Below are 15,789 nucleotides of genomic sequence, written 5' to 3' on the forward strand. Positions count from 1 at the left end.
TATGAAAGACCAATCCTGTGTGAAAATTTTGACGGAATGGGACATAGTTGCGGCAAGACAACTGGGGCGAAATGTTGCTAAAGAATTAGGATTTGGAACAGTTGACCAAGCAAGAATTACGACGGCCATTTCTGAACTAGCTCGAAACATCTATTTATACGCTGGTAAAGGTCAGATTTGTATAGAAGAAGTGATGGAGCGCGGAAAGCGTGGACTCAAAATCATTGCAGCCGATGAAGGGCCTGGCATCATGGATATACGTAAAGTGATGGAAGACGGTTTTTCTACATCAGGCGGACTCGGAGCAGGTCTTCCGGGAGTCAGAAGACTGATGGATGATTTTGAATTAGATTCTACACAAGAACAAGGAACGGAGATAAAAGCTGTTAAGTGGCTTCGCTAGGAGGGAAACCATGGATTTTAAGGAGGTAATGGAGCAGCGGTATCATCAGCTGCTCAGTCGTTATATCAGTGATTTAACTGAAACATCGCTTTATCAAGCTCAAAAATTTAGCCGAAAAACCATTGAGCATCAAATACCTCCTGAAGAAATAGTGAGTGTTCACCGAAAAGTGATTCAGGAGCTATACCCTGATTTGCCGAAAGATGTCTTTCATTCACTAGACTTCTTAATTGAAGTCATGATTGGGTACGGACTAGCTTACCAGGAACATTTAACACTTAGAGGCATCCAGCAAGAAATTAAATCAGAAATCGAAATTGCTGCTAATGTTCAGCAAACCCTTCTGGAAACGAAAATTCCAGAAGGAGACACATTTGATATCGGGGCTATTAGTGTGCCGGCAAAACAGATGAGTGGAGATTATTACCATTTTGTCACCGATCACGATACGATTAATATCGCGATCGCAGATGTGATTGGGAAAGGCATCCCGGCTGCGCTCTGTATGTCGATGATTAAGTATGCGATGGATTCCTTGCCGGAGTCAGGAAGCGGTCCCACAAAGGTGTTAAAAACCCTTAATCGTGTTGTCGAGCAAAACGTAGACCCGAGCATGTTTATTACCATGTTCTATGGCAGCTATAATAAAGCAACGCATGAATTTAAATATGCATCGGCTGGTCATGAGCCGGGCTTTTTCTATTGCAAAAAAGAGAATCAATTTTACGATTTAGACGCTAAGGGACTTGTCCTTGGGATCGCACCAGACTTTGACTATCGGCAGTATGAGAAGTATTTGGACGTCGGGGATATGGTCATCTTATTCTCAGATGGCGTGACAGAATCCAAGTCAGAAAACGGTTTTTTAGAGCGGGAGGATATCAAAACGCTTATAGCAGAGCACCTATCTTATTCAGCTCAGGAAATGGTCGATGCTATCTATGCCAGCTTACTGAAGCTGCAAGATTTTCAGCTTCATGATGACTTTACATTACTTGTTCTGAAAAGAAAGGTTTAGAAAGTAAATATGCGGGTATATAAAATTCTAGGAAACAAGAATTTCGAGGTGAATGCATAATGAATATGTCTATGAAAGAGCATCAAATAGATAATAAGACGAAAATTAGTGTCAGCGGAGAAATCGATGTGTACTCCGCACCTGAGCTAAGAGAAACGCTCATGCCTAAAGCCGAGGCGGGAGAGCATCTTGAAATCTGTTTGAAGGATGTTACGTATATGGATAGTACAGGATTAGGTGTATTTGTTGGGCTGTTTAAAGCAGCTCAAAAAGCAGGCGGAACATTAAAGCTTGAGAACTTATCGGATCGGCTTGTAAGATTGTTTGAAATTACTGGACTAAAGGACATCATTGACATTTCTGCAAATACAGAGGGTGGGGTACAATGAACGAATCAGTAGATTTAATCGAGATGAAAATCCCGGCGAAACCAGAATACGTAGGCATCATTCGTCTGACTCTTTCAGGCGTAGCAAGCCGTATGGGCTATGCCTACGAAGAGATTGAGGACTTAAAAATAGCTGTCAGTGAGGCCTGTACAAATGCGGTTCAGCATGCCTACAAAGGTGCTGTTGGAGAAGATGGAGAGGTAGCTGTTCGCTTTCTTGTCTATGAGGATCGTCTAGAAATCATTGTCTCTGACAAAGGCGGTAGCTTTGACTTTAAGCAAAAGCAGGAAGGACTAGGGCCTTACACATCTGCTCATACGGTGGATCAATTGGCAGAAGGAGGTCTTGGTTTATATTTGATGCAAACATTGATGGATGAAGTCGAGGTGCAAGCAAACTCCGGAGTTACCGTTGCGATGACAAAGTTTTTAAACAGGGAGCGAGTTGACCATGACACAACCATCCAAAACTATGAAACTAACTAAAGATGAAGTGGATCGCCTCATCCAAAGCTATCAAACCAATCAAGACGAGCAGGCGCAGCTCACGCTTGTCGAATGTTATACAAATCTGGTCGATATGCTGGCGAAAAAATATTCCAAAGGGAAAAGTTTTCATGAGGATCTCAGACAAGTTGGAATGATTGGTTTACTCGGTGCCATTAAGCGTTATGACCCGCTCGTCGGTAAATCATTTGAAGCCTTTGCGATTCCAACCATTATCGGGGAAATCAAACGCTTTTTACGTGATAAGACATGGAGTGTCCATGTACCAAGGCGGATAAAAGAGCTTGGCCCAAGAATCAAGATGGCAGTTGACCATCTGACAACGGAGACACAAAAGTCACCTAAAGTACAAGAAATTGCAGAATATCTAGATGTGACAGAAGAAGAAGTACTTGAAACAATGGAGATGGGCAAAAGCTATCAAGCGCTGTCTGTAGACCAAGGCGTTGAGGCTGATTCTGAAGGAAGTACCGTTACCATTTTAGACGTCGTCGGCTCACAGGAAGAAGGCTACGAACGCGTGAACCAAAAAATGATGCTTGAGAGTGTGCTTCATGTTCTGACAGATCGAGAAAAAGAGATTATCAATCTGACTTATTTACAAAATAAGAGTCAGAAAGAAACAGGCGATTTACTCGGGATATCCCAAATGCATGTATCGAGACTGCAACGGAAGGCAGTTAAAAAGCTACGAGATGCATTATCAGAAGATGCGTCTATGGAGCTAGGGTAATGAAGCAGATTGAACAGCATGAGCATGTGAATGCTATTATCTATCAATCGAATAAAGAAGGGAAATCATGCTGCGGGGACAGTTTTTTTATTAAAGCAGATGATGAAGAACTAATTTGTGCTGTGGCAGACGGATTAGGCAGCGGTCAGTTCGCCAATGAATCATCTTCTTTAGTCAGCGAAATTGTCGAAGAATATGGACATGAGGATATGACGACCCTCATCGACAGATGCAATCAGGCTATGAAAAATAAACGCGGGGCCACAGTTGCGATCTTAAAGGTGAATTTTTCCCAGCAGCAATTTACCTATTGTTCGGTTGGTAATATTCGGTTTATCTTGAATGCCCCTTCTGGCGACTATATTTATCCACTTCCGACATCAGGATACTTATCAGGGAAACCTAGAAAATATAAAACTTACACCTATTCCTACGAAAAAGGATCGACATTCATTATGTATTCAGACGGACTGAATGTGCCAAACATGAGAATGTGTTTAAAGCATAGTCATTCAGTTGCAGACATTGCCAAACAGCTTGAAACATACACACAAGAAAAGAAAGACGATCTCACCTATGTACTTGGTCAGCTCATGTAAAATAGCTGACCTTTTTTCTGTTTTGCCGGTTTTTTTGATACACTAAAAGAGAAGACACAGTGAGAGGATGCAAAGTATGAAGACATCTGACTTTTTATTGAAACAAATTGCAACAGAATTAAAGCTTTCAACAAAACAAATTGAAAGTGTCATCAAGCTCTTAGAGGATGGCAACACCGTCCCGTTTATTGCCCGTTACCGGAAAGAGCAGACAGGCTCACTGGATGAGGTGCAAATTCAAACCATTTCAGAGCGCTATACATATATCCAAAATGTCATGAACCGAAAAGAAGAAGTCATTCGCTTAATCGCTGAACAAGACAAACTGACGGATGAATTAAAACAAAAAATTGAACAAGCTCATAAACTGCAAGAGGTCGAAGATTTATACCGGCCATTCAAACAAAAACGTAAAACAAAGGCGAATGTAGCCAAAGCAAAAGGGCTCGAGCCGCTGGCGGAATATGTACTCGTGCTGCCAAGCGATGAGATCGAGAAGAAGGCTGCTTCTTTTATCAACGAAGAAAAGGAAGTAAGAAGTGTAGACGAGGCACTTGAAGGCGCGCAGCACATCATTGCTGAACAGCTGGCTGATGATCCTGATATGCGGAAATGGATTCGCAGTGAAACGTACCAAAAGGGCAGTCTGGTCACATCAGGAAAAGACATCGAGAGCGATGAGAAAAACGTCTATGAAATGTATTACGATTATGAAGAGCCCATCAAAAAGATAGTGCCCCACCGTGTACTAGCGGTCAATCGTGGAGAGAAAGAAGGCATCTTAAAGGCAGCCATCGAACCACCTGCTGAAAATATTCGTTTCTATCTCGATAAGCAAGTCATAAAAGGCAAGCAGACGACGGCGAGACCGTTTATTGAAGCGGCAATTGATGATGCCTATAAGCGCCTCATTCAGCCTTCAATCGAACGAGAAATACGCAAAGAGCTGACAGAAAAGGCAGAAGAGCAAGCGATTCATATTTTTGCTGAAAACTTAAGGAAACTGCTTCTTCAGCCGCCGATGAAAGGGAAGCGTGTACTAGGAGTCGACCCTGCATTTCGTACAGGCTGTAAGTTAGCCGTCGTGGATGATACGGGCAAAGTCTATCATATTGGCGTCATTTACCCGCACCCGCCTGTGCAGAAAAAAGCGGAAGCCAAACAAAAAGTCAAAGAGATCATTCAATCATCAAACATTGAAGTCATTGCGATTGGAAATGGAACAGCCTCAAGAGAGACCGAACAATTCATCGCAGACCTGATTCAAGAGCTGGATCAGCCGGTGTCCTATTTAATCGTGAATGAAGCAGGAGCAAGTGTATACTCTGCGTCTGCACTGGCGCGAGAAGAGTTTCCAGACCTGCAAGTCGAAGAACGAAGCGCCATTTCCATCGCTCGAAGATTACAAGATCCTTTAGCAGAGCTTGTGAAAATTGATCCGAAGTCTGTCGGGGTGGGCCAATACCAGCATGACGTGAGCCAAAAGCAATTAAACAGCTCGTTAACCTTCGTGGTGGAGACTGTCGTCAACCAAGTCGGTGTGAACGTCAATACGGCCTCACAGGCGCTGCTGCAATATGTGTCAGGTCTTTCAAAAGCTGTCGCAGGAAATATCATCAAGCGCCGCGAAGAGATTGGGAGATTCACAAGCAGAAAAGAGCTCAAGGATATTCCAAGACTTGGTGCTAAGACTTATGAGCAGTGTATCGGCTTCCTGCGCATCGCAGACGGACAAGATCCACTTGATCGTACAGGCATTCACCCAGAGAGCTATAAAGAAACAAAACAATTCTTACGCATGATCAAGATGACGCCAGACGATCTTGGCACAGAGCAGTTAAAGGAGAAAATTGCAGAGGTCAAACTGGACGAAGCAGCAGAGCAGCTTGATATTGGTATCATTACACTTCAGGATATCATCGATCAGCTGACAAGACCTGAGCGTGATCCGCGCGATGAAGTCCCAAAACCTCTTTTGAAAACAGATGTGTTGAAATTGGAGGACTTGAAGCAAGGAATGGAGCTGCAAGGAACGGTGCGAAACGTCGTAGACTTCGGCGCATTCGTTGATATTGGTGTAAAGCAGGACGGGCTTGTACATATTTCAAAGCTAAGCAACCGTTTTGTGAAGCATCCGCTTGACGTTGTATCAGTTGGTGACATTGTAACTGTATGGGTGGACTCCGTTGACCAGGTAAAAGGCCGCGTTGCCCTCTCCATGCTGAAACCAGAGTAAACAAAAAACGAGGCGCACCTTAGGATGGGGTGTGCCTTGATGTGACTGAATGTTTTTTTCTGTAGAAGTACCAGCATTGATTCAGCAATTTGATTTGGTAATGATTTTTTTCAAAAAATGCCTTCTGCATCTGATTTTTCAGCCAGTTGGGCATCGCCCATTCCTCCTTTGATCGAAACAGTGGGTGTACCTTCAATGTATGCAAAGGGGAAATTGTCCCGTTCGAGGTTTTTATAGAAAGGAACGATCTTGATTGAAGGAGAGGGAGTTACAGCAGTTAACAGAGCATATTTCTGAGCAGTTCTTTGGTAAGGCATTCCGCCATCAAGCTGTTTTTAATGACCGTCTCAAAACGACAGGCGGAAGATATTTGCTTGGTACACACAATATTGAGTTAAATCGCCGATATTTAGAGGAGCATGGAAGAGACGAATTGATCGGTATCATTAAGCATGAACTGTGTCATTATCATCTGCACCTTGAGGGGAAGGGCTATCAGCATCGTGACCGGGATTTTAAAGAGTTATTAAAACAAGTAGGAGCCCCGCGTTTTTGTACACCGCTAAAGACCGTACAAAATAAACGGCGTGTACAGAAACGTCATGAATATGTCTGCACAGGATGCGGTCAGTATTTTATCAGGAAAAGACGATTTGATACCTCTCGCTATGTATGCGGCGTCTGCAAAGGAAAATTAAAATGGCAGCGTACAATCGATACAGAATGAAAAGCATTCCTTTATGGGATGCTTTTTTTGTGGCCAATGGAACTGATCATCGTGATATGTAGGAGATGAAGTAGACATATTGAGACAAAAAGAGACGCAAGTCTCATTTTGTCTCTTTTTTGATCGGTGTGAATCGTTCAAAACCTAAGTTTTCAAGTGCCATGATGTTGGCACGTTTTTTGCTTGTATATAAGTGCAAGCAAAAAAAGATAGGAGGTTTTACCATATGGAAATGGCACTCACAAAAGAAAAAGCCGTTTGGATGTATCAAAAAATGCAGGAAATCCGCCAATTTGAAGATCAAGTACACACGCTTTTTACAAAAGGGATCTTACCAGGTTTTGTCCATCTTTATGCTGGCGAAGAAGCTGTTGCTGTAGGAGTCTGCGCTCATCTGAATGAACAAGACAGTATTACAAGTACACACCGCGGCCACGGCCATTGTATCGCTAAGGGCTGTGATCTAAAAGGAATGATGGCAGAAATCTATGGAAAAGCCACAGGTCTTTGTAAAGGAAAAGGTGGATCCATGCACATTGCAGATTTTGATAAAGGAATGCTCGGTGCCAACGGAATTGTTGGAGGCGGCTTTCCACTTGCGTGCGGGGCAGCCCTCACGGCTAAATATAAAAAGACAAACAATGTAAGCGTTTGCTTTTTTGGGGATGGTGCAAACAATCAAGGGACTTTTCACGAAGGAATCAATCTCGCCGCCATCTGGAAACTGCCTGTCATTTTCATCGCAGAAAACAATGGTTACGGGGAAGCGACGCCATTTTCCTATGCTTCAAGCTGCAAATCGATCGTGGATCGAGCCGCCAGTTATGGCATTCCGGGTATTCAAGTAGATGGAAAAGATGTGACAGCCGTTTATCAAGCAGCAGAACAAGCGATAGAACGAGCAAAAAATGGAGAAGGTCCGACATTGATTGAATGCATGACATATCGGAATTATGGACATTTTGAAGGAGATGCCCAGCGCTACAAAACAAATCAAGAAAAAGCAGAACACCAAGAAGAGAAAGATGCCATCGCTCTTTTTAAAAATGAATTATTAAAGAAGCAGCTGCTGACGAATCAGGAGATATCAAGTATTGAAGCGGCTGTAGCAGAAGCGATAGATGAAGCCGTTAGATTCAGTGAAGAAAGTGAATATCCAGATCATACCGAATTACTGACCGATGTGTATGTTTCGTATCAATAAATCAGAAAGGGGAGAGGAAAATGACAAGAGAAATCAGCATGTCTAGTGCTTTGAATGAAGCGATTAAACTGGCAATGAGAAGAGACGAAGATGTCATTTTAATGGGGGAAGATGTTGCGGGAGGCGCTCATGTAGATCACTTACAGGATGATGAAGCATGGGGCGGAGTTCTTGGAGTAACAAAAGGAATCGTACAGGAGTTTGGACGTGAGCGTGTCCTAGACACACCGATTAGTGAAGCTGGCTATGTAGGCGCGGCCATGGCAGCTGCTTCAACAGGGCTAAGACCAATTGCGGAGCTCATGTTTAATGATTTTATCGGTACTTGTCTGGACCAAGTGCTGAATCAAGGCGCAAAATTTCGATACATGTTTGGCGGAAAAGCAGAGGTGCCGATCACGATTAGAACGACACATGGGGCGGGTTTTAGAGCAGCTGCCCAGCATTCGCAAAGTTTGTATGCGCTATTTACAAGCATCCCTGGATTGAAAGTAGTTGTGCCTTCTTCACCTTATGATGCCAAAGGGCTGCTGCTGGCAGCCATCGAGGATCAGGACCCTGTCATCTTTTTTGAAGACAAGACGCTTTACAATATCACAGGAGATGTGCCGGAGAGGTATTACACATTGCCGCTTGGTAAAGCAGATGTGAAGAGAGAGGGTTCTGATGTAACCATCTTTGCAGTAGGCAAACAAGTGTATACAGCACTCGAAGCGGCAGAAGAGTTAGCTGCACGTGGTATTGAAGCTGAGGTGATTGATCCAAGAAGCTTGTCGCCGCTCGATGAAGAGGCCATTATGACTTCGGTAGAAAAAACAAATCGGCTTGTCATTGTGGATGAAGCAAATCCAAGGTGCGGAATTGCCGCAGATATCTCTTCTTTGATTGCAGATAAAGGATTCGATTTACTTGACGCTCCAATCAAAAAAGTGACGGCTCCTCATACACCAGTACCATTTTCACCACCTCTTGAAGATATATATCTGCCGACACCTGATAAGATTGTGAACACCGTATTAGAGATGATTGGCAAGAGTCATGACAAGATCTTGAACTAAAGAAAGGAGAGAGGGAGATGGCTGTCGAAGTTGTGATGCCTAAATTGGGTATGTCGATGAAAGAAGGAACGGTATCTGTCTGGAATAAGGAGGTCGGTGAGACCGTAAATAAAGGGGAAAGCATTGCAAGCATCAACTCCGAAAAAATTGAAATGGAGATCGAATCACCTGCTGAAGGAACCATATTGGATATAAAAGTGTCTGAGGGAGAAGGTGTACCGCCTGGCACGGTCATTTGCTATATCGGTGAAGGAAATGAACAGGTGGAGGAAAAGAAAGAAAGAGACGTCCAGTCAAAACCAAAGAAAGAGAGAAAGAAAATCTCCCCTGTTGCTCGTAAAATTGCGAATAGCGTAAACCTAGACATTGATACGCTGGTGGGGACAGGACCGGGGGGGAGAATTACGAAAGCGGATGTGCTTCATGCGCTTCCAGAACGGGCAGAGAAAAAACAAAATGAGACAGAGCATCAACCTGTTAACACGATGCGGAAAACAATTGCCTCAAGAATGATGGAAAGCCTGCAAACAAGTGCACAATTAACCATTACGATGAAAGCGGACGTGACAAAACTTACAAACTTACAACAACAGCTGAATGAAACAGCCATAGCCCGTCACGAGACAAAATTGACCATGACCGATTTTGTAGCCAAAGCAACGATCCTTTCATTACTCAAACACCCTGCGATGAACAGTCAATATCAAAATGAAAGAGTGGAAACTTTTGAGTATGTTCATGTTGGGATAGCTGCTGCTTTAGAAAACGGCTTAGCTGTGCCAGTTATTCGACATGCGGAGAGACTAGCGCTCATTGAGCTAGCGAAGACCATCAAATTGTATGGCAAAAAAGCACGTGAAGGCAAACTTCTTCACGATGAAATCGAAGGCTCTACCTTTACGATCACCAACCTAGGTGCATATGGTGTAGAGCATTTCACTCCGATTTTGAATCCGCCGGAAGCCGGTATCCTTGGCGTCGGAACAATGTATGAAACCCCTGTTTATCGAGAGGATGAATTGTGCAAAGGGACCATCCTGCCACTCAGTCTTACGTTTGATCACCGCGTGCTGGACGGAGCGCCGGCATCCGCATTTTTATCAACGGTCAAAGCATATTTAGAAGAACCAATATCCATTCTTTTATAGGAAGAAGGTGAACGTATCATGACACTGGTCATTATAGGAGGCGGACCAGCAGGTTATGTGGCGGCCATAACAGCCGCCCGTTTTGGCAGAAAGGTTGTGTTAATTGATCAACGTCAGCTGGGGGGTACCTGCCTCAATGAAGGCTGTATTCCGACGAAAGCGCTTTTGCAAAGCGCCGATATGTTTGAGCATGTGAAATCGGCTGTACATTTTGGAATTGAGCTCCCAGAACATGAGCCTATCATCCAATGGGATGCCGTTCAAAAACGGAAACAGTCTGTCGTCAAGCAACTAACTGATGGCGTTCGCTACTTGATGAATAAAAACAAAATCAGCGTGTTGAATGGGAAGGCGTCATTTCTATCGGCACACGAGCTATTGGTAGAAAGTGAAGGGAAGTCTGAAATCATTCAAGCAAAACAAATCATTATTGCATCAGGGGCAGCGCCTGCTGCTTTACCTTTTGCACCTTTTGATGGGGAATGGATCATTCACAGCAAGGATGCCATGTCACTTTCTTCGATACCAGATTCGCTTTGTATTATTGGGGGAGGGGTGATCGGCTGTGAGTTTGCAAGCATATTTAGCAGAATGGGGACAAAAGTTGTCATGGTTGAGCGAGCAGTGCACATCTTACCTGAAGAAGATCGTGATATAGCACAATGTCTTCACGAGCAACTTGAAGAAACGGGTGTAGACATTTTGACGTCCGCCGCAGTCAAACAGCTTGATTCTTCTTCAAGAAAAGTAGTGGTAGAGAAAAATCAAGGAGAGCAGTGTGAAATCCAGTCTGATCGTTGCTTAGTGGCAATTGGCAGAACTCCGCAGCTTGGAGAGTTGAATCTTGATCAGGTCGGCATTGAATTTGACAGAAACGGAATCTACGTCAATGAACATATGCAAACCAATCTCCCGCATATCTATGCGTGCGGTGATGTGACAGGTGGGGTCCAGCTTGCTCATACTGCTTTTCATGAAGGAACGGTTGCGGCATCCCATGCATCAGGTGAACATGTAAAAGTCAATGAACAAGTGATTCCAAGATGCATCTACACCTCTCCAGAAATCGCCAGTGTTGGTTTAAATGAAGAGAGTGCTAGAAAACAATATGAGGAGATTCGGATAGGGACATGTGCATTTTCTGCAAATGGAAAAGCATTAATCTTAAATCAACCAGCCGGTCAAGTAAAGGTCATTGTAGAACCGCAATATCAAGAAATTTTAGGTGTATCAATCATTGGACCGAATGCAACAGAACTGATTGGACAAGCGGCGGTGATGATGCATACAGAGCTGACCGCTGATACATTAGAGCAGTTTATTGCGGCACATCCGACACTTTCAGAGGCGATACACGAAGCCTTACTGCAAACAATGGGACGAGCGGTGCACTGCTGAAAAAGACTCTTTTTCTATCCGATTGACTTCTTGGGTTAGCCAATGTTAATTGAAAGCGCTTTTATAATTATCTATAATGAATAAAAAGCCCCCAGAGGAGAGGATGGAATGAATCCGACGCCTTGTTATTTAAATACGTGGAAACGTTTTGTTCGTGAAGGTTTGCTTGATAAGTCTCGTCTGAATAAGAGAGTGATGGAATCATGGCACAGGTGTAAACAGGCAAATGTTAATCCGTATTTAGATAAAGGACAGTCGTTGTTAGAAAAGGAATTATTCAGTGCCCAAAAAAAGAAATACTCATTATTCCTCAATGCTGCTCTTCCTTACTTAAATAAAATCAGTCAGCAATTAAAAGAATCTGACATGCTGGCCTTACTTATCGATGCAGACGGTTATGTGCTAAGTCTGACAGGAAGCCAAAGAACGATGGTGGAAGCAAGAAAAATTAATTTTATGGAGGGGTCGCGCTGGACCGAAACAGATGTTGGGACGAACGCTATTGGAACGGCACTCGTCATCGGGGAAGCTGTGACGATCAACGGAACTGAGCATTTTTCTGTCGCTTCTCACCATTGGAGTTGTTCAGCCGCTCCTATTCGTGATGCAGACGGTACAATCATAGGGGTGATTGATATCTCCTGTATGGCGGATAACAAGCACCCTTTTATGCTTGGAATGGCTTCAACGGTTGCTTATGCCATAGAGAGAGAAATTCAAGTCCAGCAAAAGAGGAGAGAGATGGAGCTCATCACTCATTGTCTCCAGCAGGTGGAAGCAGACGAACCGTATGTGGTCTGTAATGAAAAAAAGCAAATTGTTTCTGCAAGCCGGTCGATTAGAGAACGATTTTCTGACTGGTACGGAATGGATGTCGAGCGGCTTAAGGGTCATCCATTTGTTATCCGGGGAACGCAGATCATTCAATCAGAGCAAGATGGAAAGATGCTGGGCATGTCCCTTTCCCTTGAAGAAGCAGCGAAAAATAGCATCACCGTTTCCTTTGCTCAATTTCCCGGGGAATCTGGAACAAGTAAGGTGTTTCAACAGACGCTCAGTGAGATGAAAAGAGCGGCACAAACAGATGCCAATGTATATATTTGGGGCGAAACAGGTACAGGGAAGGAACTGGCCGCTAGAGCTATTCACTCAGCCAGTGAGAGGCATAAAGGGCCGTTTATTGCTGTTAATTGCGGAGCCATTCCTGAAAGCCTGTTAGAAAGCGAATTATTTGGCTATGCTGAAGGGGCTTTTACAGGAGCAAAACGTCACGGAGCTAAAGGGAAGTTTGAACAAGCTCATAAAGGAACACTCTTTTTAGACGAAATTGGCGAAATCCCATATGCGATGCAAGTAGCACTTCTTCGGGTGATAGAAGAAAGGAAAGTCGTACCGCTCGGCGGGACATACGAAATCCCTTTGGATATTCGAATCATTACAGCGACTCACCGTAATATGAATGAACTACTGAAGGAAGGAAAAATACGAGAAGACTTGTATTACCGTCTTCATGTCTATCCAATCAACATCCCGCCGCTTAGAGAAAGAAAAGAAGACATTCATGATTTATATCGTTATTACCAAAAGAAGTACCACTGGAATGCGGTATTTCCTGAATCATTTTTTCAGACATTGCAGGAATACCACTGGCCGGGAAACATACGAGAGCTTTTTAATCTGTTTGAATATCTAAGGGTCCTCTTTCCGAAAGGCGGATGGATTGGTGAATCGCAATATGCTTCAGTATTAGAGACGATTGATCAGAAAAAGCAGAAGCTGCATCCAGCAGAGTGTACCGAGATTCCAAAAGAACTCACGTTTAGGGAGCGCATTCAAAAGCAAACAGTGATAGAAGCACTGCATAAAACAAAAGGTCATGTGTCAGAAGCAGCGAAGTTAGCAGGGGTGCCAAGAAGTACTTTTTATAAGTGGATGCGAAAGTTTAAGCTGTCTTAGTCTCCTGAGGAAGGCTGCATCAAGGCCCTTGGTCTACGTGAAGAGGTCGGGGGCTTTCTGCCAAGTTAAACAAATGGCATGGAAAAAGGCTTGACTGTTATATTAGTATATGTTAAATTATAAAAGCCGTCGCAAATGGGCCAGGAATGAAACGCTTAAAAATTCTTGACACATTTTTCTGGCATATATATAATGAAACATGTCTTATTATTCCGCAGTAGCTCAGTGGTAGAGCTATCGGCTGTTAACCGATCGGTCGTAGGTTCGAGTCCTACCTGCGGAGCCATAATGGAGAAGTACTCAAGTGGCTGAAGAGGCGCCCCTGCTAAGGGTGTAGGTCGCGTAAGCGGCGCGAGGGTTCAAATCCCTCCTTCTCCGCCATTATTGTATGGCCCGTTGGTCAAGCGGTTAAGACACCGCCCTTTCACGGCGGTAACACGGGTTCGAATCCCGTACGGGTCATGTTTTGTTTTTTGATTCGTTGGGCTATAGCCAAGCGGTAAGGCAACGGACTTTGACTCCGTCATGCGTTGGTTCGAATCCAGCTAGCCCAGCCATTTTATATATATGTTTTTCTGCATAGCAGATGAGCCATTAGCTCAGTTGGTAGAGCATCTGACTTTTAATCAGAGGGTCGAAGGTTCGAGTCCTTCATGGCTCACCATTGTCACGCGGGTGTGGCGGAATTGGCAGACGCGCTAGACTTAGGATCTAGTGTCTTTATGACGTGGGGGTTCAAGTCCCTTCACCCGCATTGTTTTTTCAAACAGTGCACTTATGAATATAAGAGCACATCATACACGCGGTCGTGGCGGAATGGCAGACGCGCTAGGTTGAGGGCCTAGTGGGTGAATAACCCGTGGAGGTTCAAGTCCTCTCGGCCGCATCCCAATAATACCAAGGGTTTGACCACCTTTGGTATTATTTTTTTGTGCGGAAAATACAGCTATGGGAGAAGACTTGCTTACCAAAACCATGCACCTTTTACAGCAGAAATATTGAATATTGCTAGTAAAGTAGTAACGGTTTTTTTCATAATATCTTTTACCATAATCAAACGCCACGTCATAGGATTTAGATCTAGTATATCCTACTGAAAGAGTTATAGTCTCTGATTAATTTGGAAACAAACTTATATGTACCTCCAATAGCTAGTCTTGGTACTGGTGAAAAGACGATCTATAATTTAACGGCTAAAGTCCTGAATGCATCAGCAAATTGAGTCGATCTCAATCCATCTAAAGCCCCGCCTAATAACGCCGCAAATGGAGCAACGCCTTTTACAAGAAACGAGCGTCCATTTTATCCTGAAATGATGGCTTATTTTTTATCAAGTAAATTTATGATGCGTTTTCCTCGTCCACCTCCAGCTTCTAAGGAATGATGAGCTTTGGCAACATCAGATAAAAAATAAATGCTATCAATAACTGGTCTGACCTTGTTGGAATCTACATAAGATGCTAATTCTTTTAGAAGTTCATTTTTGGGATTTGCACTGAATGTGCGAACTCTACGAGAACCGAAAGTAGTTGAAGCTAATATATATATTAAGGACGAAAAACTAGGAAATCCAATAGTAACCATTCTACCGTTCTTTGCAAGCAAGCGCCTATAATGTTTGAGGTCAGTTCCCACTGTGTCCATGACTACATCAAACTTTTTAAGATCAGTAGGAGATGTTTTTTTATAATCAAATACTTCGTCTGCACCTAGCTCTTGAAGAAAAGTAAGATGTTTTTCGTTTGCAAGAGCAGTTACATGAGCACCCAACATTTTGCCAATTTGAATCGCAATGCTTCCGACTCCTCCACTTGCACCACGTACAAGTAACTTTTCGCCTTTTCTAAGTTTAGTTTTATATTTTAAAGCAATAATTGCAGTAGCACCTACGCCAGGCAATGCCGCAGCTTGTAAGAGATCAACCTTTGTAGGAATTTTAGATATTTTCTCAGGTGATATAGCTACATATTCAGCGGCACTACCAATTTGGCTCCTTAATTTCATAGGAAGAACTCCCCACACTCTATCACCTAATTGATAATTTTTTACGTTCGATCCTACCTCAACAACCTCACCAGAAAAGTCTGCCCCTGTTCCTTTAGGGAATTGATTACCCGTTAATAGTTTCATCTTGCCTGATCGAAAAAGCGTATCCATAGAGTTTACACTCGACCCATGTACACGAATGAGTACTTCTCCAGTTTCTATAACAGGTTTTGATATAGAATCTTCAAAAAGAACATTCGGTGATCCATATTTAGTATATTGTGCAGCACGCATCTTTTCATTTTTCATTTACTCACTCCATCTCCTAGAAAAAGTATGAACTTGAAGGGTTTTAAAATCAATTTAGCTCTCTAATACATGGGTGACATGGTTTACATATTTGATTATAATAAATGGAATTGATTTAA

General features: G+C 43.2%; 15 protein-coding genes and 7 tRNA genes. 20 read left to right on the top strand and 2 right to left on the bottom strand.

Annotated features, from left to right (window positions below; genetic code table 11):
• Window position 1 precedes the first annotated feature (1 nt).
• The 7 genes from ACP7A0_RS11505 to ACP7A0_RS11535 all read left to right on the top strand — a co-directional run bounded on the left by ACP7A0_RS11505 (window position 2) and on the right by ACP7A0_RS11535 (window position 5,884).
• The gene (locus ACP7A0_RS11505; protein WP_034663954.1) at window positions 2-403 is read left to right on the top strand and encodes an anti-sigma regulatory factor; all 402 of its coding nucleotides are present in this window, start codon (window positions 2-4) and stop codon (window positions 401-403) included.
• A gap of 10 nt (window positions 404-413) precedes the next feature.
• On the top strand, window positions 414-1,421 hold the full coding sequence (locus tag ACP7A0_RS11510) for a PP2C family protein-serine/threonine phosphatase (protein ID WP_426005190.1): 1,008 nt from the start codon (window positions 414-416) through the stop codon (window positions 1,419-1,421).
• 59 nt (window positions 1,422-1,480) lie between these two features.
• A complete protein-coding gene (locus ACP7A0_RS11515) occupies window positions 1,481-1,810 on the top strand; it encodes an anti-sigma factor antagonist (RefSeq protein WP_106031678.1) in 330 nt (109 codons plus the stop codon).
• Window positions 1,807-2,295, top strand: a complete 489-nt coding sequence (gene rsbW, locus ACP7A0_RS11520; protein ID WP_106031679.1) for an anti-sigma B factor RsbW — start codon at window positions 1,807-1,809, stop codon at window positions 2,293-2,295. The genes ACP7A0_RS11515 and rsbW overlap by 4 nt, the downstream gene beginning before the upstream one ends.
• Complete coding sequence (gene sigB / locus ACP7A0_RS11525) at window positions 2,261-3,049, top strand: RNA polymerase sigma factor SigB (RefSeq protein WP_099679665.1); 789 nt, start codon at window positions 2,261-2,263, stop codon at window positions 3,047-3,049. The genes rsbW and sigB overlap by 35 nt, the downstream gene beginning before the upstream one ends.
• Entirely contained in the window at window positions 3,049-3,648 is a 600-nt protein-coding gene (locus ACP7A0_RS11530) for a PP2C family serine/threonine-protein phosphatase (protein WP_375566931.1), read from the top strand. Before sigB ends, ACP7A0_RS11530 begins: the two co-directional genes overlap by 1 nt.
• Window positions 3,649-3,724: 76 nt before the next feature.
• Window positions 3,725-5,884, top strand: coding sequence for a Tex family protein (locus ACP7A0_RS11535; protein ID WP_375566933.1), 2,160 nt, complete (start codon window positions 3,725-3,727; stop codon window positions 5,882-5,884).
• A 19-nt stretch (window positions 5,885-5,903) separates the two neighbouring features.
• On the opposite strand, the gene cmpA is transcribed toward ACP7A0_RS11535, so the two are convergent.
• On the bottom strand, window positions 5,904-6,038 hold the full coding sequence (gene cmpA, locus ACP7A0_RS11540; RefSeq protein WP_095286213.1) for a cortex morphogenetic protein CmpA: 135 nt from the start codon (window positions 6,036-6,038) through the stop codon (window positions 5,904-5,906).
• A gap of 99 nt (window positions 6,039-6,137) precedes the next feature.
• On the opposite strand from cmpA, the gene ACP7A0_RS11545 reads away from it, so the two are divergent.
• From ACP7A0_RS11545 to ACP7A0_RS11605, 13 genes are all read left to right on the top strand, one after another.
• Entirely contained in the window at window positions 6,138-6,611 is a 474-nt protein-coding gene (locus ACP7A0_RS11545; protein WP_375566935.1) for a SprT family protein, read from the top strand.
• A 226-nt stretch (window positions 6,612-6,837) separates the two neighbouring features.
• On the top strand, window positions 6,838-7,815 hold the full coding sequence (locus tag ACP7A0_RS11550; protein ID WP_060595598.1) for a thiamine pyrophosphate-dependent dehydrogenase E1 component subunit alpha: 978 nt from the start codon (window positions 6,838-6,840) through the stop codon (window positions 7,813-7,815).
• A gap of 20 nt (window positions 7,816-7,835) precedes the next feature.
• A complete protein-coding gene (locus ACP7A0_RS11555) occupies window positions 7,836-8,873 on the top strand; it encodes an alpha-ketoacid dehydrogenase subunit beta (RefSeq protein ID WP_375566937.1) in 1,038 nt (345 codons plus the stop codon).
• 17 nt (window positions 8,874-8,890) lie between these two features.
• Window positions 8,891-10,021 (top strand): dihydrolipoamide acetyltransferase family protein, encoded by a 1,131-nt coding sequence (locus ACP7A0_RS11560; RefSeq protein ID WP_375566939.1) that lies wholly within the window; start codon window positions 8,891-8,893, stop codon window positions 10,019-10,021.
• A gap of 18 nt (window positions 10,022-10,039) precedes the next feature.
• On the top strand, window positions 10,040-11,419 hold the full coding sequence (lpdA, locus tag ACP7A0_RS11565; protein WP_426005195.1) for a dihydrolipoyl dehydrogenase: 1,380 nt from the start codon (window positions 10,040-10,042) through the stop codon (window positions 11,417-11,419).
• 108 nt (window positions 11,420-11,527) lie between these two features.
• A complete protein-coding gene (locus ACP7A0_RS11570) occupies window positions 11,528-13,375 on the top strand; it encodes a sigma-54-dependent Fis family transcriptional regulator (RefSeq protein ID WP_426005197.1) in 1,848 nt (615 codons plus the stop codon).
• 211 nt (window positions 13,376-13,586) lie between these two features.
• Window positions 13,587-13,661 (top strand) — tRNA-Asn (locus tag ACP7A0_RS11575).
• Window positions 13,662-13,665: 4 nt separating this feature from the next.
• A tRNA-Ser gene (locus tag ACP7A0_RS11580) sits at window positions 13,666-13,756 on the top strand.
• A 9-nt stretch (window positions 13,757-13,765) separates the two neighbouring features.
• Window positions 13,766-13,837: transfer RNA gene (locus ACP7A0_RS11585), tRNA-Glu, on the top strand.
• Between the two features lie 20 nt (window positions 13,838-13,857).
• A tRNA-Gln gene (locus ACP7A0_RS11590) sits at window positions 13,858-13,932 on the top strand.
• Between the two features lie 31 nt (window positions 13,933-13,963).
• Window positions 13,964-14,039: transfer RNA gene (locus ACP7A0_RS11595), tRNA-Lys, on the top strand.
• A gap of 7 nt (window positions 14,040-14,046) precedes the next feature.
• Window positions 14,047-14,129 (top strand) — tRNA-Leu (locus ACP7A0_RS11600).
• Window positions 14,130-14,177: 48 nt separating this feature from the next.
• Window positions 14,178-14,261: transfer RNA gene (locus tag ACP7A0_RS11605), tRNA-Leu, on the top strand.
• A 434-nt stretch (window positions 14,262-14,695) separates the two neighbouring features.
• On the opposite strand, the gene ACP7A0_RS11610 is transcribed toward ACP7A0_RS11605, so the two are convergent.
• Window positions 14,696-15,670 carry an NAD(P)-dependent alcohol dehydrogenase gene (locus tag ACP7A0_RS11610; protein WP_106037131.1) on the bottom strand — a complete coding sequence of 325 codons (975 nt, stop codon included), beginning with the start codon at window positions 15,668-15,670 and terminating at the stop codon, window positions 14,696-14,698.
• Window positions 15,671-15,789 lie beyond the last annotated feature (119 nt).

This window comes from Bacillus sp. DWP3-1 (assembly GCF_049896565.1).
Classification (GTDB): Bacteria; Bacillota; Bacilli; order Bacillales; family Bacillaceae; genus Bacillus.